Source organism: Mesorhizobium sp. WSM4871, assembly GCF_055811295.1.
Map to the genome: position 1 here is coordinate 283,116 of NZ_JBVVPU010000007.1, position 23,021 is coordinate 306,136.

The window sequence follows — 23,021 nt, forward strand, 5'->3', positions numbered from 1 at the left end:
GGTTGCATCCCCGGAGGATCAACGTGACGGCATCCTATGGAGCCCGCCGCTTTGCAGCGGGTTCGACCAGTCGAGACAATTTCAAGCGTCCGACGATTCTAGGTCATCGTGCTGCAGTTTCGAGCGCTGCGACCAGCACGTCAGCCAGACCACGCCCAGCACTGCCCTCCTTGTCGAGGCGCGGATTGTAGATGGTGACCTCGATCCCGACCGCCTTGCCGCTCGCCAGAGCGACCTGGAGTACAGCCCCCAGCTCGTCCCACGACAGCCCGCCCGGCACACGGAAATCTACTGCCGGCATGATAGCGTCTTCGAGGCAATCGGCATCGAGATGGATGAAGAAGCCGTCCAGTTCCGCGCGCGTCAGGTGATCTACCGCTTCGCGTGCCGCTTTCTCGATTCCCACCTCCCTCACGGCAGGAAGATCAAGCGCCTTTAGCTCCTTGGGCAGCGGCTGACTTCCATACTCCTTCTGATCCTTGTGATCACGATACGCGAACGCGACAGCATCTTCAGGACGGACCAATGGGGCGCGGCCCTCAAGGTCGGTCAGAAGCGGCGGCCCATGGCCAGTGGCCCAAGCAAGATCCATTGACGCGCCCTCGCCCTTGGGTTCGGCCTCGGGCTGGAAGAAATCGGCATTGCCATCGATAAAGAGCAAACCGTAGCGGCCGCGCCGTTTGAGGGCGAGCATCGATCCCAGCAGGATCGTGCAGTCGCCGCCGAGCACAATGGGAAACTCGCCCGCGTCGAGCAGCGTCTCCATCGCATCAGCAAGCTTGGGCGACCAGCTTGCGATAGCCTTGGCGTTCAGGACGCCGGTTTCCGGATCGGGCGTCGATTGCCTGGGCGGCACCGCCAGCCGCCCGGCGTGGCGAGCATTGATCCGATCCGCGAGGCCTAGTTTCAGGAGCTGCTCAGGCAAGCGCTCCACCCCCTCGGTCGATAGCCCCAGAGCGGAAGGCGCTTCGAGGATTGCATATGAATAAGTCGACATCGGTGCCTCCGGCTGTTGCATGAGGTGTCCCCAGGTGGAACGTTGAGCGCCGGCAGGAGTTCCTTGCATGATGCAAACAAATAATCGAACCGCTAACCTTCTCGGCGCGCTCGCGCTCGCGATCACCGACGAGTTCTATCTGGCCATCCGCAAGCGAGCCAGCGGAGGTCCGACGGAAGCGGCCGCGCTCGTCGAGATCGCCACCTGGCCGAACGAGACCATCGACTCGCTGTCGCGCACCCTGCGCCTGTCGGCGGCGGGGACGACACGATTGGTCGATCGTCTCGTGCGCGAAGGACTGGTCACGCGCGAGATCAGTGACGCTGATCGGCGTGAGCGAAGGCTGAGCGCAACCGAAGCCGGCCGAGCCCGCGTGGTCGCCATTCTTGCTGCGCGGCGTGACGTGCTCGACCGGGCTCTGTCGCAGCTCGAATCTCAGGAGCGGAGCTCATTGGAACAGTTGCTCGAGCGCATGCTGACGGCCATGACTTCGGACCGGGAGACCTGCGACCATACCTGCCGGCTCTGCGATCTCGACAACTGCCCGCCAAACGTCTGTCCGGTTGAGCAGGCGGCGCGCGAGAAGGACCGGTGAGGATCTGGTGCCGCCCATGCTCATGTCCCTCACCAACATCGCACGCATGCCGTTGTGGCCTACGGTTTTGGGAGTCCTGTCGGCGGCGGGTTGGGGCTTCGGCATTGTTACCTCGCGCGCGGCATTGGACGCGGGACTCGATGTCTTCACACTGGCCCTGATCCAGCTCGCCGCCTCCGTCGCACTGCTCGGTGGAATCAGCGCGGTGCTTGGTCGATGGCCCATCGGCGCTGTGATGAAACGCAGCATACCGTCCGGGGCCATCGAGTATGCCGTTTCTTATACAGTGTTTGCATTCGGCATGGCGCGAACGACTGCCGGCAATGCGTCGATCATCGCCTCGGCCGAGCCCGTGTTGATTGCGCTGTTGGCCGCGTTGCTGCTTCGCGAACGCATTAAAAAGCAGTTCTTCATCGTGCTCGCCGTGATCGTGGCCGGCCTGCTGCTGGTCACCGGGCCGGACCTGGCCAGCGCCGGCCGCCCGCGTGATGGCGACCTGCTGGTGCTCGCCTCGGCGGCGATCGGCGCGCTCTATGCGGTGCTGAGCGTGAGGGTTCCAAATAAAGCTAGGCAGGCAGGGGGAAGCATGCCGAAGCCGCCGATCATGCTGGCGCCAAATCCAAACTCATCGCCGATTTTGTGCAAGAGCGGAGACAAAGACGTGACAACGGACAGAAGGTTGAGCGCCGAAATCGTGATCGCAAGAAGTGCCACCGATCATCGTGGTCCTAATCACGCTGGCGACCACCGGCGTGCGCCCTGCCCTCCTTCAAGTCACAATATGTTTGGGAATTCTGTTGGGATGCGTGGTGCTGGCGCTGGCCGCCTTACGAGGAACCGGGTTCGCCTCCTTCGGCCCGCAAGCCTCGCAATGCTTCTGGTCGTGTCTGTCGTGGGCGTGCTGGCGCCCCTCTACCTGCTTCAGATCGGGGTCGGCCGTTGCGATCCCTACACAGTCATGGTGACGATGGCGGTACAGCCGATCCTTACCCTTGGGATCGAGGGCTTCTCACCCGCCTATGCACGGTCGTGGCTAACCGCACTCGGCGTCGCGATCGTCTCTGGGTTTCTGATCCTGGACGTTGCGGCCCGACGACGCTGACCTGGCGTCTGCCATGGCCTCGCCTCGATCATCGGATCTCTCGTGCTCGGTCTGCGACTTCGGCTTGAACGGCGGGCGCCGTTGGAAATAGGCCGAATGATCAATTCGGCTAGCGTCGCGTTCGCATTGTCCAGTACTCCCATGAGTCGGGCAAGGCTGAGCGCAACGAGCACCGACCATTGATGCCGCCCTTTACTTGCCTATCAGACTACACCGGGGCCGCCGTTTCGACCTGACTCTGTCACCGCGCCACCGCTCTTTACGACAAGAACGAGCTTTCCGGTCGCGCGCCCGGTCTCGCCAATGCGGTGCGCCTCAGCGACATCTGTCAGGGGAAACACCTGTACGTCCGGCAGTTTGAAGCGGCCTGAACTGACCAGATCACCAATCTCGGTCAGCACTTGCAATGCTCTCCCGTCTTCCCCCCGACTGAAGTGCACGTTGTTCGCCTTGGCTCCGGCAGGATCGGCAATCGTGACAACGTGCTCAGCGCTTCCGGTAAGGTCAACAAGCTCGGGTAGTATCCCGTTTCCGGCGACATCAAGCGCCAAGTCGACGCCACCCGGAGCCGCAGCCCTGATGCGATCAGCCATGGCTTTGCCGTAGGCGATCGGCTCCGCCCCGAGAGAGCGCAGGAAGTCGTGCTTTCCCGGGCTGGCCGTACCGATCACCCGCGCGCCATGTGCGACCGCCAATTGAACCGCAGCCGAGCCAATATTTCCGGAAGCTCCGTTGACCAGCAGCGTCGCCCCCTTGGTAACGCCAAGCTGCCTCAAGGCGCGGGCGGCGGTCTCCAGCGCACTGGGCAATGCGGCAGCGATCTCGAAATCCAGGGATGGCGGAATTGATGCATAATAGCTCAACACAGCTTCTTCTGCCTGTGCGGCGCCATCAGCGCAAAAGCCAAAGGCGCGATCGCCGACTGCAATATCGGTGACACCAGTGCCCACCAGATCGACGATCCCTGCCGCCTCATAGCCCAGCGTTTGGGGAAGAATTTGGTCCACCAGACCCTGCCGCTTTTTCCAGTCGCTCGCGTTCACGCCAGCCGCGCGCACGGAGATGCGGACTTGTCTGGGGCCTGGTACTGGTGCGGGGAGATCAACAATTTCCAGGACCTCAGGGCCACCAAATCTGTTGAATTGCACTGCTCTGATGGATCTGCTCGTCGCTCTACTCACCAGGACAGCCCCGCCTCGACGTAAAGCGGTCAAGTTTTCGGACTTAGGAGCCTGATCGCCGTGCTTATTATGTGCCGAGTACATATTTTTCATAACGTCTTTGGGCCAATCAAAACAGGTACTCGATATGGATTGACCAATTGGTGTTCGAAGCCGGGCAGGCAACCATCCCGTGCAGCCTGCAGGCCGCGAAGAGTGACAGTCTGCTTCTCGGCCGGCATGAGCAAAGAACGACTTATACCGCTAGATGCGGCATCCTGCGTTCCGATTGATCGCGAAACGCCCTGAAGGACGCCGGGTCATTCCCACTCGATCATCAATTGGAATGCCACCTCGTTGATTTTCCTGGGTAAAGTTGGTTGACTTTTTCCAAGATACCGCCAAAAATACCGTCGGATTTCTACGCTGTTGAAAAGGCTACAACAATGTAGTCGCTCGTGCGGCATTCACACTTTTGACTGCATCATTTATCGCTGATGTTGTGCGTAGCCCAGCCGGCTCAGTTCGCAAGATGTCACGAATCGGACGCGACGGCCATGGTCCACACGCCGGCGGCTTGGATCAGCATTCCGGCCTCTCGTCCCGGTCAATGAGGATACGCTCGGCAGCTCCCTCGAGATCCTCGTATTGACCACTCCTCAAGGCCCACAGGAAGCCAGACAGTCCAAGCCCGCCCGCCAACAGAGCAACAGGTATGAGATAGACCAGGATTGTCATGAGGGTTGCGCCAATGTGCCAGTGTGGGAGCGCCTGTCTGGCGGAGCAGTTCTCCTTGGCTCGTCTGGCACAAAACCTTGCAGCCTCGATGCATTGCCAATGACAAGCAGTGATGAGGCCGACATCGCGATCGCGGCGATCAACGGCGTGACATGCCCCAGAATGGCGATCGGCACGGCAACAGCGTTGTAGATGATCGCGATGGCTATGTTCTGGCGGATCAGCCGCCCTGCCTTCCGCGAGACGTCCAGCGCAAGGGGTACTGCCGAAAGGCTTTCACGCAGGAACACGAAATCGGCGGCGTTGCGGCCGATATCGGCGGCGGTGGCTGGAGCGATCGAGACGTGCGCCGCGCCCAGCGCTGGCGTGTCGTTGAGCCCGTCGCCCACCATCAGGACTTTGTGGCCGGCCTTGGTCAGCACTTCGATCCGCTCAGCCTTCCCGGACGGCAGCAGCGCCGAAACAAAACGGTCGATGCCCAATATTCTTGCGACATCGCCACAGGCGTCCGCGGTATCGCCCGATAGCATTTCGACCGAGATCCCGGCATCGTTCAACTGCGCCAAGGCGGCTCCGGCATCGGCCCGCAACGCATCCTCGAAAACGAAGGATGCGACAATGCCCCCGTCTTTCGTCAGGACTGTTCCGCCATGCCCGCTTTCGCCATCGGCTCGGGCCTTCCATCCAGCCCATCGGCGCCGGCCCAGCCGCCAGATACTTGCGGCGACAGTGGCTTCGATTCCAAACCCCGGATGCTCGATGACGGCATCGAACTTGTGCTGCCCGCCAGCAGCGGCAAAACCGGCTATGGCCTTTGAAAACGGATGACGCGAATGCGCGGCCATGTCGGCGGCGATTGCCAGCACGGCCGGATCGATCGACGACGCATTGACGAGCCGGGGCTGTCCGAGTGTCAGCGTTCCGGTCTTGTCGAACACCGCCGTACTCATCGTCGCCAGGCGCTCCATGGCCGAACCGTCCTTGACCATGACACCGCTTTCGAACAGACGCCGCGCCGCGACCACCTGCACGATCGGCACAGCGAGGCCAAGCGCACATGGGCACGTGATGATGAGAACGGCGATTGCAATCGTCATTGCTAGGTGCCAGTCGCCGACCGCAACCATCCAACCGATGAACGTTATTAAGGCTGTGAGATGGACCACCGGCGCATAGAGGACGGAGACACGATCGGCGATGCGTCGATAGGGCGAGCGGCCCCCCTCCGCCGCCTCCATCAGCCGAACCATTTCCGCCAGGAACGAGTCCTTCGCGGCGGCTGTCGTCTCGATCGTCAGCGAGCCGGTAAGGTTGAGCACGCCAGCCTGCACGGGTACGCCTGGCGCCACGTTTCTGGGCGTGCTTTCGCCGGAGACCAGGGAGCAGTCGAGATCAGATGATCCCTGAATGATCTTGCCGTCGACGGGGATCCTTTCACCGGCCGCGATCAGCAGCTTCATCCCCGGTTCGATCTCGCCAACCGGCAGATAGTCGCGTGCGCCGTCGCCGCGCAGCACCGTGGAGCCACGTGCGGCCAACTGGGACAGGCCTTTCACGGCGGTCCGGGCCCGCTCGCGCATGATGTGATCCAACGTGCGACCGATCAACAGGAAAAACAGCAGTGACACCGAGGCGTCGAAATAGGCGCGGTCGCCATGGTTGATCGTCTCAAAGAGGCTCATGGCGTAAGCGAGCGACACGCCGACCGCGATCGGCACGTCCATGTTCATGCGGCCGTGGCGCAGTGCATTCCAGGCCGAGCGGAAGAAGATGCCGCCGGCAAAGGTGAGCGCCGGGATGGCGATCAATGCAGAGACCCAGTGAAACAGGTCGCGGGTAGCACCTTCGGCGCCGGACCAGACCGAGACCGAAAGCAGCATGATGTTGCCGGCGGCAAAGCCGGCGACAGCGACGGCGCGGATCAGCTCGGCAAGCGTCTTGTCTTTTTCATCGATCTCGGCGGCGAACAGATGCGCCTCGTAGCCCAGTCGTCTCAGCGCAGCGACGAAGGGCGGCACCTCGTCCCCACGCCACCGGATCGCGACGCGCTTGGTCGACAAGTTGACACGCGCGTCTTCGACATTGTCGAGCTTTGCCAGCGCTGTCTCGATCGCCTGGATGCAGGCTGCGCAATGAACCGTCGGTACTGAAAGGTCGGTCTGGCGAAGACCATCGCCAACCAAGCGGCTCGCCAGCCTGATCTCCTGGCCAGATGGCAGGACCGATGTGGTACCGGTCAGATCCATTGCCTGTTCCGCGCCGGGTGCACAGCAGCTCATTGCAGCGCTCCATGGGAAATCATGATTCTACGGACGTCGCGATAGGGTTCCGCGAGACCAGCATCGGCGTCGACTTCGACAATCCAGACGCCATCCCTGGGCACGTCCCGTGCTGCAAACTCCTGAGCCGAAGCAAGGGCAAGAGTGACGGGCTTGTCCTCGGCCTCGTAGGCGGGGTGACGAAACAGTATCTTCACGCCATGCAAGGGGACCGGCTTGCCAGTGGCATCGCTCAAGCTGTAGCGGACCTCACTTCGAGCGATCGTCAGGTTGCCGGTCCAGCCGAGTGCCGCCTGCGCGCGCCTTTCCTCGGCCTTTTTGTTGAATTGCTGGCTGGCCACATAGGTATTCTCGACGACGAGGCCGGTCCAGCTCGTATTGGCGAGCGTCGCCATTGTCAAGTTGACCGCGATGACCACGCCGAAAAAGCCGAGAATGGTGAGCAGCATGTGCCTGCCGGTGAACTCACGCGTCTTTTGCGTATTGGTGCTCATCTGGCGATCTCCCGTGCGTTGAAGGTGGCGGTGTATTCGTCCGATTCGAAGCTCGCTCTGTCCTCGACGCGGAACTTGAAGGTTTGTGCAGCGTGCCGAACCTCACCCGCTGGCTGGCGCACGAAGACCTTCAGCATGTTCAGCCGGTCGGGTTCGACCGCGATGGCGAAGAAGCGAGCTGCCGGCAGATCACTGCCGACGACGCTCATTTCGGCTCCCTGCAAGCCCTGCATCGTGACGACGATCGTCCTTGGCTCGGGGATCATGTTAAGCAGCTTGACGGTGTAACCGTTGCGGATCGAGCCGTCGGACAGGGTCACGAATTGCGGATTGCGGTCGTGCAGGACGTTGATCTCGAGTCGGTCGCGCGTCAGCAGCGAATAGATCAAGGCAAGCCCGACCGCCGTCCACGCGCCCATGTAGAAGAAGGTCCTCGGCCGGAAGATCTTGCGAATATGGAAATGCGCCAACCTGGCGGAGAATGTGCTGTCGGCCGTTCTGACGAGTGAAGGGTTCACGGGACCGGAGCCGCCTGCGGTCGCCACCGCCATGTTGGCGTTGTAGTCGGACAGCGTCGCATAGGAGATCAGCCCGCGCTCCTTGCCGAGCTTGTTCATGACGCCGTCGCAGGCATCAAGGCACAGCGCGCAAGTGATGCATTCGAGTTGTTGGCCGTCGCGAATGTCGATCCCCATCGGGCAGACTGCGACACAGGCATTGCAGTCGACGCAGTCGCCTACGGGCTGCCCTGCTGCTAGCGCCTTCTTGGCGTGACGCGAGCGCGGTTCGCCGCGCCAGTCATTGTAGGTGACAGTGAGCGAACTTTCGTCGAGCATGGCTGCCTGGATGCGCGGCCATGGGCACATGTAGGTGCAGACCTGCTCGCGCATCAGCCCGCCGAACGTATTGGTCGTCGCTGTCAGCACGGCGACGGTGATGTAAGCGACCGGTGCCGCGGTGCCGGTGAAAAGTTCGCCAACCAGCGTCGGCGCATCGGCGAAATAGAAGATCCAGGCGCCGCCGGTCGCCGCACCTATGACCAGCCAGATGGCGTGTTTCGACACACGCAGCACCAGTTTGCGCGCGGTCCAGCGGCCGGCGTCGAGCTTCATGCGAGCGTTGCGATCGCCTTCGATCGCCCGCTCCACGACTAGGAAAAGATCGACCCATACCGTCTGCGGGCAGGTATAGCCGCACCAGGCGCGGCCGACGGTGGACGTGATCAGGAAGAGGCCGATGCCGGCCATCATCAGAAGGCCGGCGACATAGTAGAATTCCTGCGGCCATATCTCGATGAAGAAGACGTAGAGACGGCGGTTGGCAAGATCGATCAGCACGGCCTGATCAGGAGCAAACGGACCTCGATCCCAGCGCAACCAGGGCATCAGATAATAGATGCCCAGCGTGATCGCCATCACCAGCCATTTGAAGCGGCGAAAGCTGCCCGAGGCGCGTTTAGGGAAGATTTTCTTGCGCGGAGCATAGAGCGGCTGTCGTGTCTTGGCGGAGTTGACCGCTTTTGCCTCGAGCCGCTCCATCTGCGTTTTATCCAGCACGTGCATCTCCACTCGCGCGCGGACCTATGACATCGTTGTGCGACGGTCTGCTTCGACAGACGTCCGGTCTGCAGTGAGCCCGCTTCGCCGTGTGGGCCGCGCCGCCTTGCTGCGGGTCAATCGCCGCATGCCGGAATGGTGTCGGGGCCCGACTCGTGCCGGGCCCCGTCGCTTGGCGGGGAGGGCCGAGAATAGGCTTCTGTTCCTATTCTCCGCCGCCAAGCGAATGGACATAAACCGCAAGTTCCTTAACCTTGGTCTCGCCGAGACGCCCGATCCAGGCCGGCATGACACCGTGCTTCGGCGCGCGGACTTGGACGGCGATGGCTGTCTCGCCGGGTGCGTAGAGCCAGATCGCATCGGTCAGATTGGGCGCGCCAAGCTCTTTGTTGCCTTTCGCATTATCGCCATGACAGGCGACGCAGTTTTCCGCGAATACCTTGGCGCCGGGCTCGATAAGACTTGCATCCTGGACCTTGCCCGAGAGGCTGGCGACATAGGCGCCGACCTGTGCGATCTGTTCGGGCGTGATGATGTCACCGAAGGGGGGCATTTCCGACTGCCGAGTATCCGGGTCGGATGCGAAACGGATGCCGTGCGCGATCGTTTGCTGGATCTGCTCGGTCGTGCCGCCCCACAGCCAGTCATCGTCGTTCAGGTTTGGAAAGCCCTTCGACCCTTGGGCGCCCGAGCCGTGGCATTGCACGCAATTGACCTTGAAGGTAGCTCCGCCGGCCGCTACCGCGAATTCACGCAGCGCGTCGTCGGCTGCAATCTCGGATACGGTCTTCTGCTGGATGGCCGCGACATATTTGCCCTTGGCGGCTTCGGCAGCCGCCAGCTCAATCTTGACAGCGTTGCGGCTTGAATAGCCAAGCACACCCTTGGTCGCGGAAGACAGCATCGGCCAAGCCGGATACGCAATTGTATAAGCCACCGCCCAAGCGACGGTGATGTAGAAGGTTATCACCCACCATCGGGGCAATGGGTTGTTGAGTTCCCTTATCCCGTCCCATTCATGACCGGTCGTTGAGATGCCCGAGACTTCATCGATATGCTCGCTGCTCATGATCAGTCGTCCTTGAGCGGAATCTGGGCGGCTTGATCGGCCTGTGTTTTGCCGCCGGGACGCAAGGCAAAGGCAATGCAGCCGACGTAGAAGAACGCCATGGCAAGCAGACCCCAGCTGTCCGCGAATTCCCGCATCAAATTATAGCTCATTGCGTCCCCCTCAGCGGTAGCCGGCTGCATCATCATAGGTCTTGAAATCGACCAGTGTTCCCAGCATTTGCAGATAGGCGACGAGGGCATCCATCTCGGTCACCTGCTGCGGATTGCCGTCCAGATCACCGACTTTGGCTTTCGGATAGCGTTTCTCGACGCCGGAGGCATCGGCATTCGGGTCGGCCTGGGCCATCAGATCGGCATTGGCGTGCGCGATCATGTCATCGGAGTACGGGACGCCAACACGCGCGTTCGCAACCAGATGCGTCGAGAAGTCCTTCACCTCGATCGGAGCGTCCTTCAGGAAGGCATAGCGAGGCATGATAGATTCCGGCACCACCGAACGTGGATCCATAAGGTGCTGAACGTGCCATTCGTTGGAATAGCGGTTGCCGACTCGTGCAAGGTCAGGGCCGGTGCGCTTCGAGCCCCACTGGAAGGGGTGGTCGTACATGGACTCGGCGGCCAGGCTGTAGTGGCCGTAGCGCTCGACCTCGTCCCGGAAAGGCCTGATCATCTGGCTGTGGCAGAGGTAGCAGCCCTCGCGCACATAGATGTTGCGTCCGGCGAGTTCCAGTGGCGAGTAGGGCCGCATGCCTTCGACTTTCTCGATCGTGTTATCGAGGTAGAAGAGGGGTGCGATCTCGACGATGCCGCCGACGGTCACCACAAGAAGGGAGCCTACGAGAAGAAGCGTGGCGTTCTTCTCGATTAGTGCATGTCTATCCATCAAGCCCATGTTCTGGCTCCTTATTCGGCAGGCTGAAGGGCGGGAACGGAGTCTGGCATCGGTTGCTCCTCACGCTGGTGGCCGAGGATGGTCATGGTGATGTTCCAGGCCATGAGCAGGGCGCCGGTGAGGTACATCGCACCGCCGATGGCGCGCATGACGTAGAAGGGATGCATGGCGGCGACGGTTTCGGCGAAGGAGTAGACGAGGAAACCCTGCTCATCGTATTCGCGCCACATCAGGCCCTGCATGATGCCGGACACCCACATCACCGCGGCGTAGACGACGATGCCCAGCGTCGCCAGCCAGAAATGCCAGGTGACGAGGCGCATCGAATAGAGCCGGTCGCGGTTCCAAAGCTTCGGCACCATGTAGTAGATCGCGCCGAACGAGATCATGCCAACCCAGCCGAGCGCGCCGGAATGCACGTGTCCGATGGTCCAGTCAGTATAGTGCGACAGCGAGTTGACCGCCTTGATCGACATCATCGGGCCTTCGAAGGTCGACATGCCGTAGAAGGCGATGGCCATCACCATCATGCGGATTATGGGATCGGTGCGCAGCTTGTCCCAGGCGCCAGACAGCGTCATCAGGCCATTGATCATACCGCCCCATGACGGCATCCAGAGCATGATCGAGAACGCCATGCCGAGCGTCTGCGCCCAGTCGGGTAAGGCGGTGTAATGCAGGTGGTGCGGGCCGGCCCAGATGTAGAGAAAGATGATCGCCCAGAAGTGGACGATCGACAGGCGGTAGGAATAGACCGGCCGGTTCGCCTGCTTGGGCACGAAATAATACATCATGCCGAGGAACCCGGCGGTGAGGAAGAAACCGACGGCGTTGTGGCCATACCACCATTGCGTCAAGGCGTCCTGGACGCCGGAGAAGGCGGAGTAGCTCTTCGAGCCCAGGAACGACGCCGGCATCGACAGATTGTTGACCACATGCAGCATCGCGATTGTCACGATGAAGGACAGGTAGAACCAGTTGGCGACGTAGATATGCGGTTCCTTGCGCTTCAGGATCGTGCCGAGGAACAGGATGAGATAGGCGACCCAGACGATGGTCAGCCAGAGATCCACATACCATTCGGGTTCGGCGTATTCGCGGGCTTCGGTGATGCCGAGCAGGTAGCCGGTCGCGGCCATGACGATGAACAGCTGGTAACCCCAGAACACAAACCAGGCCAGTTTGCCGCCAAACAGCCGGGCGCGGCACGTGCGCTGCACGACATAGAGAGACGTGCAAAGCAAAGCGTTGCCGCCGAAGGCGAAGACGACGCCGGATGTGTGCAGCGGCCGCAGCCGGCCGAAATTGAACCAGCGTTGGATGTTGAGGTGAGGGTATGCCAGCTGCAGGGCAATGATCACACCGACGAGCATGCCGACGATGCCCCAGAATACCGTTGCAATGGCTCCGTAGCGGATCGGGCCATCCATGTAGGCGGAGGTGTCGATCGGAGCCGCCGGCTTGAAATCTGTGTTGCGCAGCAGGATCGCGGTAAAGCCAGCCACGGCGAAGAACAAAACCCCCATATGCTGGCGAAAAGGTCCTTCTACGCCGAAGCCGGCAGCCACCAGGGCCGCAAAAGCAAACAGGCTTAGAACGACGATCTCCGTGCCGAATTTCATGACATGTCCCCGACCAGGATTCCAATGCGCGGACGCCAAATCCGCGGTGCATTAATTCCGTAGTTGCCGCCTGCTCGCCCTGATCCATGTCAGAGCCGCACGATTTTGCTTCGGGCAGCATCGAGTTCGGTGCAATCAGAAGGTGGCGATTTGAACAAGGAAACGCAGCACGGGCCAACCCGCTCATGGACAAGTGCGGCTTTCTCGCGCCAGGTCGGCACAGAGGCGATTCCGGGCGAGGTCATGAAGCTTGCCCATCGGGAAAAGCTGGAGCTCTGCTTCTCGCTGGAAAGCATTGCCGATGCACTGCCGAACGTCGACCGCCTCAAATGTCTTGGAACGGCCAAGAAGATCGTTCCGCTGCTCCGTGACATTCATGGGTTTGAGGAGAGGGTGATTTTCCCTGCGTATGAGGCGCACTTGACTCCGGCCGAGGCCAAACTTGCCTCCACCAGCCGGTTGCGCATCGAGCACCTTGAGGATCAATGCTTCGCTGGCGAGGTGGCCGAAACGCTCCTAGCGATCGGTCATGGTGATCCGATAGAGAGCGCGGAAGCTGTCGGATTCATGCTACGCGGCTTCTTCGAAGGCTTGCGGCGACACATCGCTTTCGAACGCGAGCATGTCCTGCCGCGGATCGTAATAAGCGACGAAGGCCCCGACGCTTAGGTCTCATTCAAAGGCCGGTTGCCGCGCGCCTCGGCCGCCGCAGCGCTGCTCCAGCCGGCTCATGCTGTCGACCGTTACATGGCGTTTGCTCTCGATCCGGATCACGCCGTCAGCCCGCAATCGCGTAAGCTGGCGGCTCACGGTCTCGTTCGTCAGTCCAAGGAAATCAGAGATGTCGGCACGTGTCAGCGGCAGATCGAAGCATGCCGACCCAGCCGCCGGGTCGATACTGGAATCCATATTCCGGGCGATCATGAGGAGAAAGCTCGCCACCTTCTCCGGTGCGGTCTTGCGCCCGAGAGTCACCATCCATTCAAGTGCCTCGTCGAGTTCGTCCAGCGTCTGCTTGAGCAGGCGATGCTCGAGTCCCGATGATTCCTTCATTATCCGTTCAACGGCCGCCTTCGGAAACGAGCACAGCGAGACGGAGGTTGCCGCTTCCACATTGATCGTGCTTTTCACCTTGAAGGGCCGTCCCAAAAAATCCGGTGCGAACCGAAGACCGACAATCTGCTGGCGGCCGTCCGAAAGGCACTTCGTCAGCTTCACAACGCCTGAAAGCATGTTTGAATAGCTGTCGACGGCCTCGGCGTCGGCGACCAGTTCGACGCCCGGCTCGATTTTGTGCCGCGACGAGGTCTTGGCGAGCCCAACCAAATGGTCCGGATCGAGCGCACCGCAGACGCCGCGATGCCGTGCTTCGCAAGACAGGCAAAGAACGGGAATGCCGGAACTGTGAATGTCCTGCCGTACTGTCATTCGCTCGCGCTACCAATCCCAAGTTCCGGCAGGATAGCAAGCGATGGCAGAGAAATCCTTGCGGCAGTTTGTCCGTGCTGGAGGCGACCGAAATCAGAGCTTTGGCTCTTGACGCGTCCAGACTGCCGGCGAGGCAAACACGACATGATACCGGAATTAGTTGGTAGGCTTGGCGAGGAAGTGCCGCGTTATACGAGTTGCCCGACCGCGCCGCATTTCCATCCGGGCGTCGCCGCTGATGTCTATCGAAGCTGGTTTAAGGCTCTCGAAAACGGTGGCGAAGCCTCGCTCTACCTGTACATGCGACCGGCTCTGCTGGTTCTGTGCGTGCCATACAAAGCAGACCCGCCACTCCGAGCCGGTGGCTGCGGATCTCCCCTCGCTTGACGCGGAGATCGCGACTGTCGCCGCTCTTGTCAGCGGCAAGGCCCATGTCCGAGCCGTGCATTTCGGCGGCGGCTCGCCGACCACGCTGAAGCCCGGGGATATGATAGTCCAGGGAACTGCCCTGCGGGATAGCTTCGATTTACCGATGCGAAGATCAGCGTCGAAATCGAACCCAACGACATAGACGAAGCCCGCCTTGATACACTTGCCGAGATCGGCATGGCGCGGGCAAGCCTAGGCGCGCAGCATTTCCATCCGAAAGTGCAAAAGGCGATCAACCGCCTTCGCTCTCGCGGCGTGGATCCGTGAATCTCCAACTTTATGCTTCGATTACTCGGAATCTGAACCTGACACGCGTCACGATTTCTCTGACATGCCGGCGGCAGGCACGCTTTCCTTTCTGGCCTTGGCAAACGCTCTGTCACCTTCCAGAAACCCCGCCAGCATGAAAGGTATGAGTTCCGCTACCGTTTCAGACTCGCCATAGGTCTGGCGGTAAAGCGCCGCATAGTCCTTGAGTGCTTGGTTCAGGTCCGCGCTAACGGTGATGGTCATCTTCGAAGGTGTCCGGTCTGGAAGCTTTCCAAGTTTCAGATCTGCCATGATTACTCCTGTTCAAGTCGGGTATGGGCGCAGCACAAGATCCTTGTGTACAATCACGCGTAGGGGCCAACCGGGGCGGACGACAATGGTGGGTTGAATATTCAGGTTCTTTTCGGTGATGCGCTGGCCGGCTTGACTGATGTTTTGCTGAGTGGATTCCCGGATCGCCTTAACTAGGTCGCTTTCGTTTTCCCCAAAGCTCAACTCGGTACCAACGCCCAGTAGCGTCGCTAGAGCAACTCCCTTGATCAGCTGCCAGGTGTGAAAATCGACCTTGTCCTCAAGCCCGGCATAGCCGGCAGTATCCGTCGCTGGCAGATTGTCGATTTCGATCGAGGAACCGTCGGGCAGGATTATTCGCTGCCAGACCAGCAATGCGCGCCTCTGCCCAAAAGCCACGACGCTGTCATAAGTGCCGATGAGGCGTGAGCCTTGCGGAATGAGCACAATGCTGCCGGTGACTGTGTCGTGCACATTCTCGGTGACCTGCGCGACGACAAGGCCAGGCAAGCCGGAATTTATGCCGGTGACGAGACTGGCCGCAATCACGCTGCCGGCCATCAGTTGGTAGGGTGAGGCCGGCGTCTGCAGCGCGTGCTGATTGTAGATCCCGCTTGTGTTTCGCTGACTGATAAAATCGAGCTTGCGCTGTTGGTTGTTCTGGTCACCCTCGGCTGGGGCAACGGAAGCTGACGCGCGCGTCGCTCCGGATTGCGGAAGCGCCTCAGACGGCTGCTGCGCACTCGGCCCGCCGCCGGCGACATCTGTCTGTCTGGGTCGATTGTCGATCCGGAACAAGACTTGCGACTCGCGCGCCTCAATTGCTTGCTGGGCAAGGCGCTGCTCCTCGGCGGAGATATCCTGCCCTGGCGCGATGCCGAGCTGACGTTGGCGTTCAAGGATGGGGCGACCGAGGTCACCGGGCAGTGGCGGTCCGAGCACAGGGGCCTTCGGCATGATCCCGGTATAGTCCTTGGGAAGCGCTTCTAGTCCCTCGGCGGGTGGCTTGCGCTCGGTGTTATAGCGGTCCTCTGCCTGGTGCTTGATACGCCATGCCGGTCCTTGAAGCGCCATCATCGTGACGCCCAGAATGGCACCGGATCCGACTGCAGCGATGGCGACGATCACACCGCGCCTGAATCGGACAGCGCGGCGGGGCGAGGCTCGCAATTGCAGCTGCTCGGGATCGAGTTTCGACGGTGCATCGGGTCGGGACGTATCGGTCATGAGCGCTTCCCTCACCTGCTGGAACGGCCAAAAAGTGGTATGCGCCGCGTCGGTTGCCGGCCGTCAGTTCTCGTGATGCGCACCACTTGCTGCTGTTTGGCGCCGAGGCGCAGTTCGGCGGCAGCAAAGAGGCGATCGACGATGTAATAGTTGCCGCGCATACGGAAGTTGACGAGCTGGTCATTGCCATCGGCGCCGACGATGAAGAGAGGAGGCGCTTCACCCTGATCAATGCGACGGGGGAATTCGATATAGACCTTGCTGCCATCGTCGAAAGCGCGCGTCGGCCTCCAGGGTGGTGTGTCGCCGGTGATTGAATACCGAAAGCGGATATTCTCGAGCGCCACATTCGACGCCTCCGGCGTGGCAGCCTCGGCTTGAGCGTTGCGCTGGCGTAGCGCGATGATCTGGTCCTCGCTATAGGTCCAGGAGATCGCCGCCATTGAGGTCTTCTCGGTGCTTTGAAGCTGCAAATGGTAGGTGCGTCGTTCCGTGGTGATCACCAGATTGGTGGTAAGTCCCGGCGCGAAGGGTTTTACCAGCACATGGGTGCGCTGATTGTCACCGGTGCCGCTGACGGTATCGCCGATCACCCAACGCACCGTGTCGCCGGCCGACACGGCTGTTAGTTTCTCGCCCGGCTGGAGTGCGATATCGGTGACGCGCTCCGGCGCGGCATAGAGCTGATAGAGCGCGCCGTCGGCGAATGGATAAACCTGAACCGCATTCATGTACCCATACCTGGTAGGTTGCTGCGTCGCTGCTTTATTGGCATCGGAGACCCGTTCTTCAGGAGAGCGCTTGTCTTCGGCCACCCTGCCCGGATTGGGCTGTAACTGACCGGGTAGCGGCAGCGGCTTTGGCACCTCGACTATCTTGACCGGCTTCTCCGGCGGCTTCTCGATTGCGGCTGGTTTGAAATCGGCAGCATCATAGGAAATCGCAGGCGGCGGTACCGGCTTTGACGCGCAGGCGGAGAGGACCGCTGTAGAGGCCGACAGGATCAGCACGGCACGGACCGACGACATTCTATTCTTCATTGGTGGACTCCTTTTGGGGAAACGGACGTCGGCGCAGCACTGTCGAGCTCGCGCGACCAATCGATGGCGTTGATGAAGACGCCGAGCGGGTTGTTGCGCAGTTGGTCAGTATTGCTTGGCGGGCGGATCACGATGGTGAGGATCGCGATCCAGCGCGTCGTGCTGGCAAGGCTGCCGCGCTCAAAAACCTGCTCGGCCCATTTGACCTGGAACGAGCTGTCCGAAGCCCTGACCACGCTGGTCACTTGCACCGACACGCTGCGTGTGCCGATCTGACCGAAAGGATCGTTCGCCTTGGCGTACTCGTTGAGAAAGAGCGCCGCGCGGTCGGTGGCGAAGTCATAGGCCGAAAGCCAGTTCTGCCGCACCAGCACCGGATCGGTGGAAACGGAACGGACATTCTGAATGAAGCGGCCGAGATGCCACGCGATCTGGGCATCGGAGGGCTCGTAGTCCCGGATTGCCGGCGCAACGGCGCGTGCCTCGCCGAAGCCGTCGACCTCGACGACGTAAGGCACGACGCGGCTCTGCATCGACTGCCACACGAGTCCGCCGGAAAGTCCGGCCGCCAAGGTCAGACAGCCAAGAGCCATGAACCGCCAGTTGCGGGCCTGCACTCGAGATGAGCCTATGCGCTCGTCCCAGAGCTGCGCGGCCTTCTGATACGGCGTGACCGGCTCGGGCGTCTTGCCGTAACGTTGAATGGGTCGCTTGAATAGCATTTAGTCGTCCTTGTCGTTGAGAGAGGGATTGGCGCTGCCTCCCGGCCTGTCGCCTTCTCGGACGGCCTGCATGGCGGCGTGACGGTGGGCACGGGCTGTCTGTTCGGAACGCAGGCGCCTGGCCCAGCCGGGCGCGGCATCAGCGACCGGACCAGTAGGGCTTCCTGTCATGGATGCGGTCGGCGCACCACCGGTCGCGGACCAGGCAGCTTCGCGCCCGGCATCAACGCTGCGCCCGAAGCCTCCTGCGGCAGATCGTGCCGCCCCCATTGCGGCGCCGCCGGCGGCGCTGGTCACACCATGCATTCCAGCAGCTACACCGGGCAGGCCGGACTCGAGCGATGTTGCGCGCCCCATCTGCCAGGCCGTAGAAGCCGCTGACCCCATGGTCGTGCCGGCACGGAGTGCGGTGAGACCGCTGCCGGTTGCCATGCGCGCGCCGGCAAATGCTGCGCCTGCGGCAACGAGCGATGCACCGGCTGCGGCTGCCGTGGTTCCAAGTGCGGCGCCCGCGCCAAGCTGCGGCGCGCCCGAGACAAGACCGGAGGCTATCCCAGGTCCGAAAATGCCGAGACCAAGGAGCGCCAAGGCGCCCAGGACCTGTGACATGGCGGCGGCCAGATCCGGCTCCTTGCCTTGCAGCGCGGAAGCGAACTCGCCAAAGAGCGTGGAGCCGATGCCGATGATGACGGCCAACACCATCACCTTGATGCCCGACGAGATGACATTGCCGAGCACGCGCTCGGCGAGAAACGCTGACCGGTTCCAAAGCGCGAAGGGCACAAGAATGAATCCGGCCAGAGTGGTGAGTTTGAATTCGAGGATGGTGATGAAGAGTTGGATGGAGAGGATGAAGAAGGCGATGATGACCAGGAACCAGGCCACGAGCAGCACGAAGATGGTGAGCGCGTTGCCGAAGATTTCTGGGAAGCCGAGAAGCTGGCTTGCCTGATCGAGAAGCGGCCAGGCGCCCTCGAAACCGGTTGCGGCAATGCGGCCCGGATGCAGGAGATTGTCGGCAGATAGGTTGCCGGATGACGCATTGATGCCGAGACCGGCAAAAGACCGATAAATGATGTCGGCGAGGTTCTTGAAGTTATTCAAGATGAAGGCAAAGACGCCGACATAGAGCACTTTGCGGATGAGCCGGCCGAATATGTTGGGTTCGCCTCCGAATGCCCAGGCGAGGCCGGCAAGTGTGACGTCGATGCCGATCAGGTTCGTGGTAAGGAAGGCGACATCGCCCGAGAGCAGACCGAACCCGCTATCGATGTAGCGGATGAAGGTCTCCATGAAGCGATCAATGACCCCAAGGTCGTTCATGCCGCCTTCCTCGTCGTCAAGAGATTGGTGATCAGTTGCCGGGATAGGCCGTGCCTGTGCCGAGGAAGCGCTTTGTCGTCTCGCGCGCGGCCTCCTCGGACTGCGCCTTGCGCGCCGCATCCTCGGCCTCAGCGCGGAACTGCGTTGCGAGCAGCGTCTGGATCTGCATCTGCTGCTTGGTCGAAAGCGCAAGGAGCTGGTTAGTGGCCTGACTTGCCTGAAGCGCACCGGCCGCGCCTTGGCTGCGGTTGACGAGATCGGCAAGCAGGTCACCATCACCGCGAACATTCTCGACGATCTGCGACTGAACACCCATGGTCTGACGGAATGCCTGCATGGCGTTTTGCCAGCGGTCACGTGCGGCGCTCGCTACATCGCTGACCTTGATCGTGGCGTCGTAGCTTTCCGGATATTGATTACGCCACTGGTCCTGAAGCTTGTTGAGATCAAAGCTCAGGCCACTTGCCTGGTCCATCAGACCGTCGATCCGTTGGAGCGAGCCGGTAAGCTGACCCACGGAAGAAAAATCCAGACTCTGAAGATTGCGTGCCATGTTCTGCAGCACGGTCGCCTGGTTCTGGAGCGACTGGATCTGGTTGTTGATCTGCTCCAGCGAGCGCGCCGCCGTGAGCACGTTCTGTGCGTAGTTCGACGGATCGAACACGATGAGCGCGTAGGCCGGCTGCACGTAGTCGGCCATCGGCTTGGCGATCAACGAAAGGGTGATCAGGCCCGAGAGAAAGCGGCGCCGCATCATGACGATTGCTCCTTGGTTGGTTGAGGGAATTGCTGGAGAAGCTCGGCCGCCCAATCCAGGCCGCAGGCGCCGAGGAAGCGAAAGACAAAGCTGTCCTGCCCGTGCTCGGACAGGACCCTGTCGATCAGGCTTTGCGCGGCTGGACCCGAGGCGCCGCAAAGTGCAAGCGCGATGGGGCCGAGCCCGAGCTCGAAGCGACGGTTGCCGCAGCGCGACTGCAAATAGTAGTGCCGCTTCGGCGTGGCCCGGGCGATCAGTTCAATCTGCCGGTTGTTGAGACCGAAGCGCTCATAGGCAGTCCGTGCCTGCGGTTCCACGGCACGATCATTGGGGAGAAAAATGCGCTGTGGGCAGCTCTCGATGATCGCCGGCGCTATTGCAGAGCCGGCGATGTCGGCAAGCGACTGCGTGGCGAAGATCACCGATACGTTCTTCTTTCGCAGCACCTTCAGCCATTCGCGGATGCGGGCAGCAAAAAGCGGATTGTCGAGATCGACCCAGGCCTCATCGAGCATGAGCAGCGTCGGTCGCCCGTCGAACCGCTCCTCAAGGCGATGGAAGAGATAGGTGAGCACAGGCAGCACAGCGCTTTGGCTATGCATCAGCTCCTCGGTCTCGAAGCACTGCACATCCGACAAGGCCAGCCGATCGTCGTCGGCATCGAGCAATCGGCCGAAGGGACCGTCGAGCGTGTAGGGCATTAAGGCGGACTTCAGTGCATTGGACTGAAGCAGGACCGACAGACCGGTCAGCGTGCGCTCCTGCGCCGGCGCGGTGGCGAGGCTGTTGAGCGCCGACCAGATCGCCTCCTTCACCTCCGGCGTGAGGGCGACGTTCTCATGGGCAATCAGGCCGGCGATCCATTCAGCTGCCCAGCTGCGCCGACCCTGATCACCGATATTGCGCAGAGGCTGGAAGGCAAGCGCACCGTCCGAACCCAAGACATGATGCTCTCCACCCATGGCGAGCGTTGCCGCGCGCGCCGAATTGCCTTTGTCGAAGACATAGACCTGCGCGCCGGCATAGCGACGAAACTGCAGGGCGATCAGGGCAAGCAGCACCGATTTTCCGGCGCCGGTCGGTCCAACGATCAGCATGTGGCCTACATCTTCGACATGGGAAGAAAGCCGGAACGGAGTCGACCCGCTGGTTTCGGCGATCAGGAGCGGCGGGGCCTCTCGTCCAGTGATTTCAGCCAGATGCTCGTTCGCCGCAGGACCGGCCCACACCGAGGAAAGCGGCATGAGATGGGCAAGGTTCAGCGTGTGAACGAGCGGCTGACGAACGTTGGCATAGACATGACCCGGCAGCGAGCCGAGCCAGGCTTCGACCGCATTGACGCTTTCGCGGATGGTGGTGAACCCGAGCCCATTGATGATGCGCTCGACCGCGCGAAGTTTCTCAGCGGCGGCTTGGCGATCCTCGTCCCATACCGTCACCGTTGCAGTGAGATACCCGAAGCCGATATGATCGCCGCCCAACGCCTGAAGTGCTTCATCGGCGTCGAGCGCCTTATTGTCGGCGTCGCTGTCGACGAGCGGAACGGGTTCGTTGCTTACAACCTCGCGCAGGATTGCGACCATCGATTTGCGCTTGGCAAACCATTGCCGGCGCAAGCGGGTCAGCGTCTTGGTGGCCTCGGTCTTGCCGAGCGGAATGAAGCGCGTCATCCAGCGATAGGCGAAATCCTGATGATTGAGGGCATCGAGGATTCCGGGCCGGGTGAGGTTCGGAAAGCCGAGGATGGTAAGTGTGCGAAGATGTTGCTCACCCAGCATCGGCTCCAAGCCGCCGGTAAGCGGCACATCGACCAGGATGCCGTCCAGATACATCGGCGTTTCCGGCACGGCGACCGGATGGCGGCGGGTCGAGATCGTGTCGTGCAGGTATGTCAGCGTCTCGGCGTCATCGAGCAGACGCACTTCGGGCATGAAGCCCGACAGAAGATCCAGCACACGGTCGGTCTCGTCACGGAACCGCGCTATCTCCTGGCGCCAGTCTCTTTCGCCTTCTGAATGATGCGAGTCGACGAGCGCGCTTTCCGCCCGCGCCTGGGCGTCCGGTGGCGGCATGGACAGCAAGGTCAGGTGATAGCGGCTCTCGAAATGCGCGACCTTGCCCTCGAAAGCAGCACGCCGTTCTTCATCAACCAGCCATGACGCCGCGTCCGGGAAACGCGAGGACGGATAGCCCAGCGCTTCGATACGCTCGGCCTCGAAAAACAATGTCCAGCCGGAGCCAAGGCGTCTAAGCGCATTGTTGGCCCGGGCGCAGATGCCGATGAGTTCGGCTTCGGTCGCGCTTTCCAGATCGGGCCCGCGAAACCGAAGAGTCCGCTGAACGCTGCCGTCCTTGTTGAGCACGATGCCGGGCGCCACCAGTGCTGCCCAGGGCAGGTGGTCGGCAAGCCGGTCGGCCTTGCCGCGATATTCCGAAAGGTTCAGCATGCGAGCCATCCGCTCAGGCGAAGGTGACGGACAAGCACGCTGGCAAAGTCGGGATCGCGCCTTGCGGCAAAGACCGCGAGCGAGTGGCCGCCAAGCCAGAGCACTAGCCCGGCAATCCATTGCTGCAAGCCTAGTCCGATGGCCGCAGCCACCGTGCCGTTGAGGATCGCCACCGCCCGCGGCGCGCCGCCCAGCAGGATCGGTTCAGTCAATGCCTGGTGAACGGGAACCTCGAAGCCCTCGATATGTTGCACTCCGGCGGCCATCAGACGAGCGCCCCGCCGCCGAAGGAGAAGAACGAGAGGAAGAAGCTCGATGCGGCGAAGGCGATCGACAGGCCGAAGACGATCTGAATCAGCCGGCGGAAACCGCCTGCAGTATCGCCGAAGGCAAGGGTCAGGCCGGTGGTGATGATGATGATCACCGCGACGATTTTGGCGACCGGTCCCTGCACCGATTCCAGGATCTGCTGCAGCGGCTGTTCCCAAGGCATGCCGGAGCCGGCAGCGTGCGCCGGAACTGTGAGAAGAAACGCGAGCGCGGCAAACGAAAGAAAGCGGAGCTTCTTACGCATAAGGGGG

The 23,021-nt window shown here is 61.4% G+C and carries 23 protein-coding genes and 1 pseudogene; 4 read left to right on the forward strand and 20 right to left on the reverse strand.

The features are described 5' to 3' along the window. Window positions 1-103: 103 nt before the first annotated feature. The gene (locus tag AC0L2H_RS16835) at window positions 104-997 is read right to left on the reverse strand and encodes an arginase family protein (RefSeq protein WP_473591280.1); all 894 of its coding nucleotides are present in this window, start codon (window positions 995-997) and stop codon (window positions 104-106) included. A gap of 67 nt (window positions 998-1,064) precedes the next feature. On the opposite strand from AC0L2H_RS16835, the gene AC0L2H_RS16840 reads away from it, so the two are divergent. Both AC0L2H_RS16840 and AC0L2H_RS16845 read left to right on the forward strand, forming a co-directional pair. Beyond that, on the forward strand, window positions 1,065-1,592 hold the full coding sequence (locus tag AC0L2H_RS16840) for a MarR family winged helix-turn-helix transcriptional regulator (RefSeq protein WP_473591281.1): 528 nt from the start codon (window positions 1,065-1,067) through the stop codon (window positions 1,590-1,592). A 16-nt stretch (window positions 1,593-1,608) separates the two neighbouring features. Next, window positions 1,609-2,694, forward strand: a complete 1,086-nt coding sequence (locus AC0L2H_RS16845; RefSeq protein ID WP_473591282.1) for a DMT family transporter — start codon at window positions 1,609-1,611, stop codon at window positions 2,692-2,694. Between the two features lie 203 nt (window positions 2,695-2,897). Here the strand turns inward: AC0L2H_RS16845 and AC0L2H_RS16850 are convergent, their stop codons facing one another. The 9 genes from AC0L2H_RS16850 to ccoN all read right to left on the reverse strand — a co-directional run bounded on the left by AC0L2H_RS16850 (window position 2,898) and on the right by ccoN (window position 12,506). Beyond that, entirely contained in the window at window positions 2,898-3,851 is a 954-nt protein-coding gene (locus AC0L2H_RS16850; RefSeq protein WP_473591299.1) for an NADP-dependent oxidoreductase, read from the reverse strand. A 585-nt stretch (window positions 3,852-4,436) separates the two neighbouring features. Next, window positions 4,437-4,592 (reverse strand): cbb3-type cytochrome oxidase assembly protein CcoS, encoded by a 156-nt coding sequence (ccoS, locus tag AC0L2H_RS16855; protein WP_019856561.1) that lies wholly within the window; start codon window positions 4,590-4,592, stop codon window positions 4,437-4,439. Then, window positions 4,589-6,871, reverse strand: coding sequence for a cation-translocating P-type ATPase (locus AC0L2H_RS16860; RefSeq protein WP_019856560.1), 2,283 nt, complete (start codon window positions 6,869-6,871; stop codon window positions 4,589-4,591). Before AC0L2H_RS16860 ends, ccoS begins: the two co-directional genes overlap by 4 nt. Then, window positions 6,868-7,365: a FixH family protein gene (locus AC0L2H_RS16865; protein ID WP_019856559.1), complete on the reverse strand. Its 498-nt coding sequence runs from the start codon at window positions 7,363-7,365 to the stop codon at window positions 6,868-6,870. The genes AC0L2H_RS16860 and AC0L2H_RS16865 overlap by 4 nt, the downstream gene beginning before the upstream one ends. After that, window positions 7,362-8,927 carry a cytochrome c oxidase accessory protein CcoG gene (ccoG, locus tag AC0L2H_RS16870; RefSeq protein WP_019856558.1) on the reverse strand — a complete coding sequence of 522 codons (1,566 nt, stop codon included), beginning with the start codon at window positions 8,925-8,927 and terminating at the stop codon, window positions 7,362-7,364. The genes AC0L2H_RS16865 and ccoG overlap by 4 nt, the downstream gene beginning before the upstream one ends. A gap of 199 nt (window positions 8,928-9,126) precedes the next feature. Next, entirely contained in the window at window positions 9,127-9,990 is an 864-nt protein-coding gene (ccoP, locus tag AC0L2H_RS16875) for a cytochrome-c oxidase, cbb3-type subunit III (protein WP_019856557.1), read from the reverse strand. Window positions 9,991-9,992: 2 nt separating this feature from the next. Next, window positions 9,993-10,142, reverse strand: coding sequence for a CcoQ/FixQ family Cbb3-type cytochrome c oxidase assembly chaperone (locus tag AC0L2H_RS16880; protein WP_019856556.1), 150 nt, complete (start codon window positions 10,140-10,142; stop codon window positions 9,993-9,995). Window positions 10,143-10,152: 10 nt separating this feature from the next. Next, window positions 10,153-10,884 (reverse strand): cytochrome-c oxidase, cbb3-type subunit II, encoded by a 732-nt coding sequence (gene ccoO, locus AC0L2H_RS16885; RefSeq protein WP_019856555.1) that lies wholly within the window; start codon window positions 10,882-10,884, stop codon window positions 10,153-10,155. An 11-nt stretch (window positions 10,885-10,895) separates the two neighbouring features. Beyond that, entirely contained in the window at window positions 10,896-12,506 is a 1,611-nt protein-coding gene (gene ccoN, locus AC0L2H_RS16890) for a cytochrome-c oxidase, cbb3-type subunit I (RefSeq protein ID WP_019856554.1), read from the reverse strand. 129 nt (window positions 12,507-12,635) lie between these two features. On the opposite strand from ccoN, the gene AC0L2H_RS16895 reads away from it, so the two are divergent. Beyond that, entirely contained in the window at window positions 12,636-13,175 is a 540-nt protein-coding gene (locus AC0L2H_RS16895) for a hemerythrin domain-containing protein (RefSeq protein WP_019856553.1), read from the forward strand. A 3-nt stretch (window positions 13,176-13,178) separates the two neighbouring features. Here AC0L2H_RS16895 and AC0L2H_RS16900 read toward each other — a convergent pair whose 3' ends face one another. After that, entirely contained in the window at window positions 13,179-13,934 is a 756-nt protein-coding gene (locus AC0L2H_RS16900) for a Crp/Fnr family transcriptional regulator (RefSeq protein ID WP_019856552.1), read from the reverse strand. Between the two features lie 144 nt (window positions 13,935-14,078). On the opposite strand from AC0L2H_RS16900, the pseudogene AC0L2H_RS16905 reads away from it, so the two are divergent. Beyond that, window positions 14,079-14,731 (forward strand): annotated as a pseudogene (locus AC0L2H_RS16905) (radical SAM protein); the annotation flags it as partial. On the opposite strand, the gene AC0L2H_RS16910 reads toward AC0L2H_RS16905, so the two are convergent. Genes AC0L2H_RS16910 through AC0L2H_RS16950 form a run of 9 tightly spaced genes read right to left on the reverse strand, consistent with a single transcriptional unit; the run spans window position 14,679 to window position 23,014 of the window. Beyond that, the gene (locus tag AC0L2H_RS16910) at window positions 14,679-14,924 is read right to left on the reverse strand and encodes a DUF2274 domain-containing protein (protein WP_027046540.1); all 246 of its coding nucleotides are present in this window, start codon (window positions 14,922-14,924) and stop codon (window positions 14,679-14,681) included. The pseudogene AC0L2H_RS16905 and the gene AC0L2H_RS16910 overlap by 53 nt on opposite strands. 12 nt (window positions 14,925-14,936) lie before the next feature. Further along, window positions 14,937-16,151: a TraB/TrbI/VirB10 family type IV secretion system protein gene (locus AC0L2H_RS16915; protein ID WP_027046539.1), complete on the reverse strand. Its 1,215-nt coding sequence runs from the start codon at window positions 16,149-16,151 to the stop codon at window positions 14,937-14,939. A gap of 11 nt (window positions 16,152-16,162) precedes the next feature. Beyond that, window positions 16,163-17,191, reverse strand: a complete 1,029-nt coding sequence (trbG, locus tag AC0L2H_RS16920; protein WP_027046538.1) for a P-type conjugative transfer protein TrbG — start codon at window positions 17,189-17,191, stop codon at window positions 16,163-16,165. Next, window positions 17,188-17,913, reverse strand: a complete 726-nt coding sequence (trbF, locus tag AC0L2H_RS16925) for a conjugal transfer protein TrbF (protein ID WP_006329228.1) — start codon at window positions 17,911-17,913, stop codon at window positions 17,188-17,190. Before trbF ends, trbG begins: the two co-directional genes overlap by 4 nt. Then, on the reverse strand, window positions 17,914-19,236 hold the full coding sequence (gene trbL, locus AC0L2H_RS16930) for a P-type conjugative transfer protein TrbL (protein ID WP_019856549.1): 1,323 nt from the start codon (window positions 19,234-19,236) through the stop codon (window positions 17,914-17,916). It lies immediately after the preceding gene. Between the two features lie 31 nt (window positions 19,237-19,267). Beyond that, entirely contained in the window at window positions 19,268-19,993 is a 726-nt protein-coding gene (gene trbJ, locus AC0L2H_RS16935; protein ID WP_019856548.1) for a P-type conjugative transfer protein TrbJ, read from the reverse strand. After that, window positions 19,990-22,440, reverse strand: coding sequence for a conjugal transfer protein TrbE (gene trbE, locus AC0L2H_RS16940; RefSeq protein ID WP_019856547.1), 2,451 nt, complete (start codon window positions 22,438-22,440; stop codon window positions 19,990-19,992). Before trbE ends, trbJ begins: the two co-directional genes overlap by 4 nt. Then, window positions 22,434-22,706 carry a VirB3 family type IV secretion system protein gene (locus AC0L2H_RS16945; protein ID WP_019856546.1) on the reverse strand — a complete coding sequence of 91 codons (273 nt, stop codon included), beginning with the start codon at window positions 22,704-22,706 and terminating at the stop codon, window positions 22,434-22,436. The genes trbE and AC0L2H_RS16945 overlap by 7 nt, the downstream gene beginning before the upstream one ends. Beyond that, window positions 22,706-23,014 (reverse strand): TrbC/VirB2 family type IV secretion system protein, encoded by a 309-nt coding sequence (locus AC0L2H_RS16950; protein WP_010914020.1) that lies wholly within the window; start codon window positions 23,012-23,014, stop codon window positions 22,706-22,708. The genes AC0L2H_RS16945 and AC0L2H_RS16950 overlap by 1 nt, the downstream gene beginning before the upstream one ends. Window positions 23,015-23,021: the final 7 nt, after the last annotated feature.

Excerpts from the sequence above, each read along its gene's own strand:
- AC0L2H_RS16865 (WP_019856559.1), bottom strand. The coding sequence starts at position 7,365 with ATGAGCACCAATACGCAAAAGACGCGTGAGTTCACCGGCAGGCACATG.
- trbF (WP_006329228.1), bottom strand. The coding sequence starts at position 17,913 with ATGCTATTCAAGCGACCCATTCAACGTTACGGCAAGACGCCCGAGCCG.
- AC0L2H_RS16860 (WP_019856560.1), bottom strand. The coding sequence starts at position 6,871 with ATGAGCTGCTGTGCACCCGGCGCGGAACAGGCAATGGATCTGACCGGT.
- ccoN (WP_019856554.1), bottom strand. The coding sequence starts at position 12,506 with ATGAAATTCGGCACGGAGATCGTCGTTCTAAGCCTGTTTGCTTTTGCG.
- trbJ (WP_019856548.1), bottom strand. The coding sequence starts at position 19,993 with ATGATGCGGCGCCGCTTTCTCTCGGGCCTGATCACCCTTTCGTTGATC.
- AC0L2H_RS16900 (WP_019856552.1), bottom strand. The coding sequence starts at position 13,934 with ATGACAGTACGGCAGGACATTCACAGTTCCGGCATTCCCGTTCTTTGC.
- AC0L2H_RS16880 (WP_019856556.1), bottom strand. The coding sequence starts at position 10,142 with ATGAGCTATAATTTGATGCGGGAATTCGCGGACAGCTGGGGTCTGCTT.
- ccoP (WP_019856557.1), bottom strand. The coding sequence starts at position 9,990 with ATGAGCAGCGAGCATATCGATGAAGTCTCGGGCATCTCAACGACCGGT.
- ccoG (WP_019856558.1), bottom strand. The coding sequence starts at position 8,927 with ATGCACGTGCTGGATAAAACGCAGATGGAGCGGCTCGAGGCAAAAGCG.
- AC0L2H_RS16845 (WP_473591282.1), top strand. The coding sequence starts at position 1,609 with ATGCTCATGTCCCTCACCAACATCGCACGCATGCCGTTGTGGCCTACG.
- ccoO (WP_019856555.1), bottom strand. The coding sequence starts at position 10,884 with ATGGGCTTGATGGATAGACATGCACTAATCGAGAAGAACGCCACGCTT.
- trbL (WP_019856549.1), bottom strand. The coding sequence starts at position 19,236 with ATGAACGACCTTGGGGTCATTGATCGCTTCATGGAGACCTTCATCCGC.
- trbE (WP_019856547.1), bottom strand. The coding sequence starts at position 22,440 with ATGCTGAACCTTTCGGAATATCGCGGCAAGGCCGACCGGCTTGCCGAC.
- AC0L2H_RS16840 (WP_473591281.1), top strand. The coding sequence starts at position 1,065 with ATGATGCAAACAAATAATCGAACCGCTAACCTTCTCGGCGCGCTCGCG.
- AC0L2H_RS16835 (WP_473591280.1), bottom strand. The coding sequence starts at position 997 with ATGTCGACTTATTCATATGCAATCCTCGAAGCGCCTTCCGCTCTGGGG.
- AC0L2H_RS16910 (WP_027046540.1), bottom strand. The coding sequence starts at position 14,924 with ATGGCAGATCTGAAACTTGGAAAGCTTCCAGACCGGACACCTTCGAAG.
- ccoS (WP_019856561.1), bottom strand. The coding sequence starts at position 4,592 with ATGACAATCCTGGTCTATCTCATACCTGTTGCTCTGTTGGCGGGCGGG.
- AC0L2H_RS16915 (WP_027046539.1), bottom strand. The coding sequence starts at position 16,151 with ATGACCGATACGTCCCGACCCGATGCACCGTCGAAACTCGATCCCGAG.
- AC0L2H_RS16950 (WP_010914020.1), bottom strand. The coding sequence starts at position 23,014 with ATGCGTAAGAAGCTCCGCTTTCTTTCGTTTGCCGCGCTCGCGTTTCTT.
- trbG (WP_027046538.1), bottom strand. The coding sequence starts at position 17,191 with ATGAAGAATAGAATGTCGTCGGTCCGTGCCGTGCTGATCCTGTCGGCC.
- AC0L2H_RS16945 (WP_019856546.1), bottom strand. The coding sequence starts at position 22,706 with ATGGCCGCCGGAGTGCAACATATCGAGGGCTTCGAGGTTCCCGTTCAC.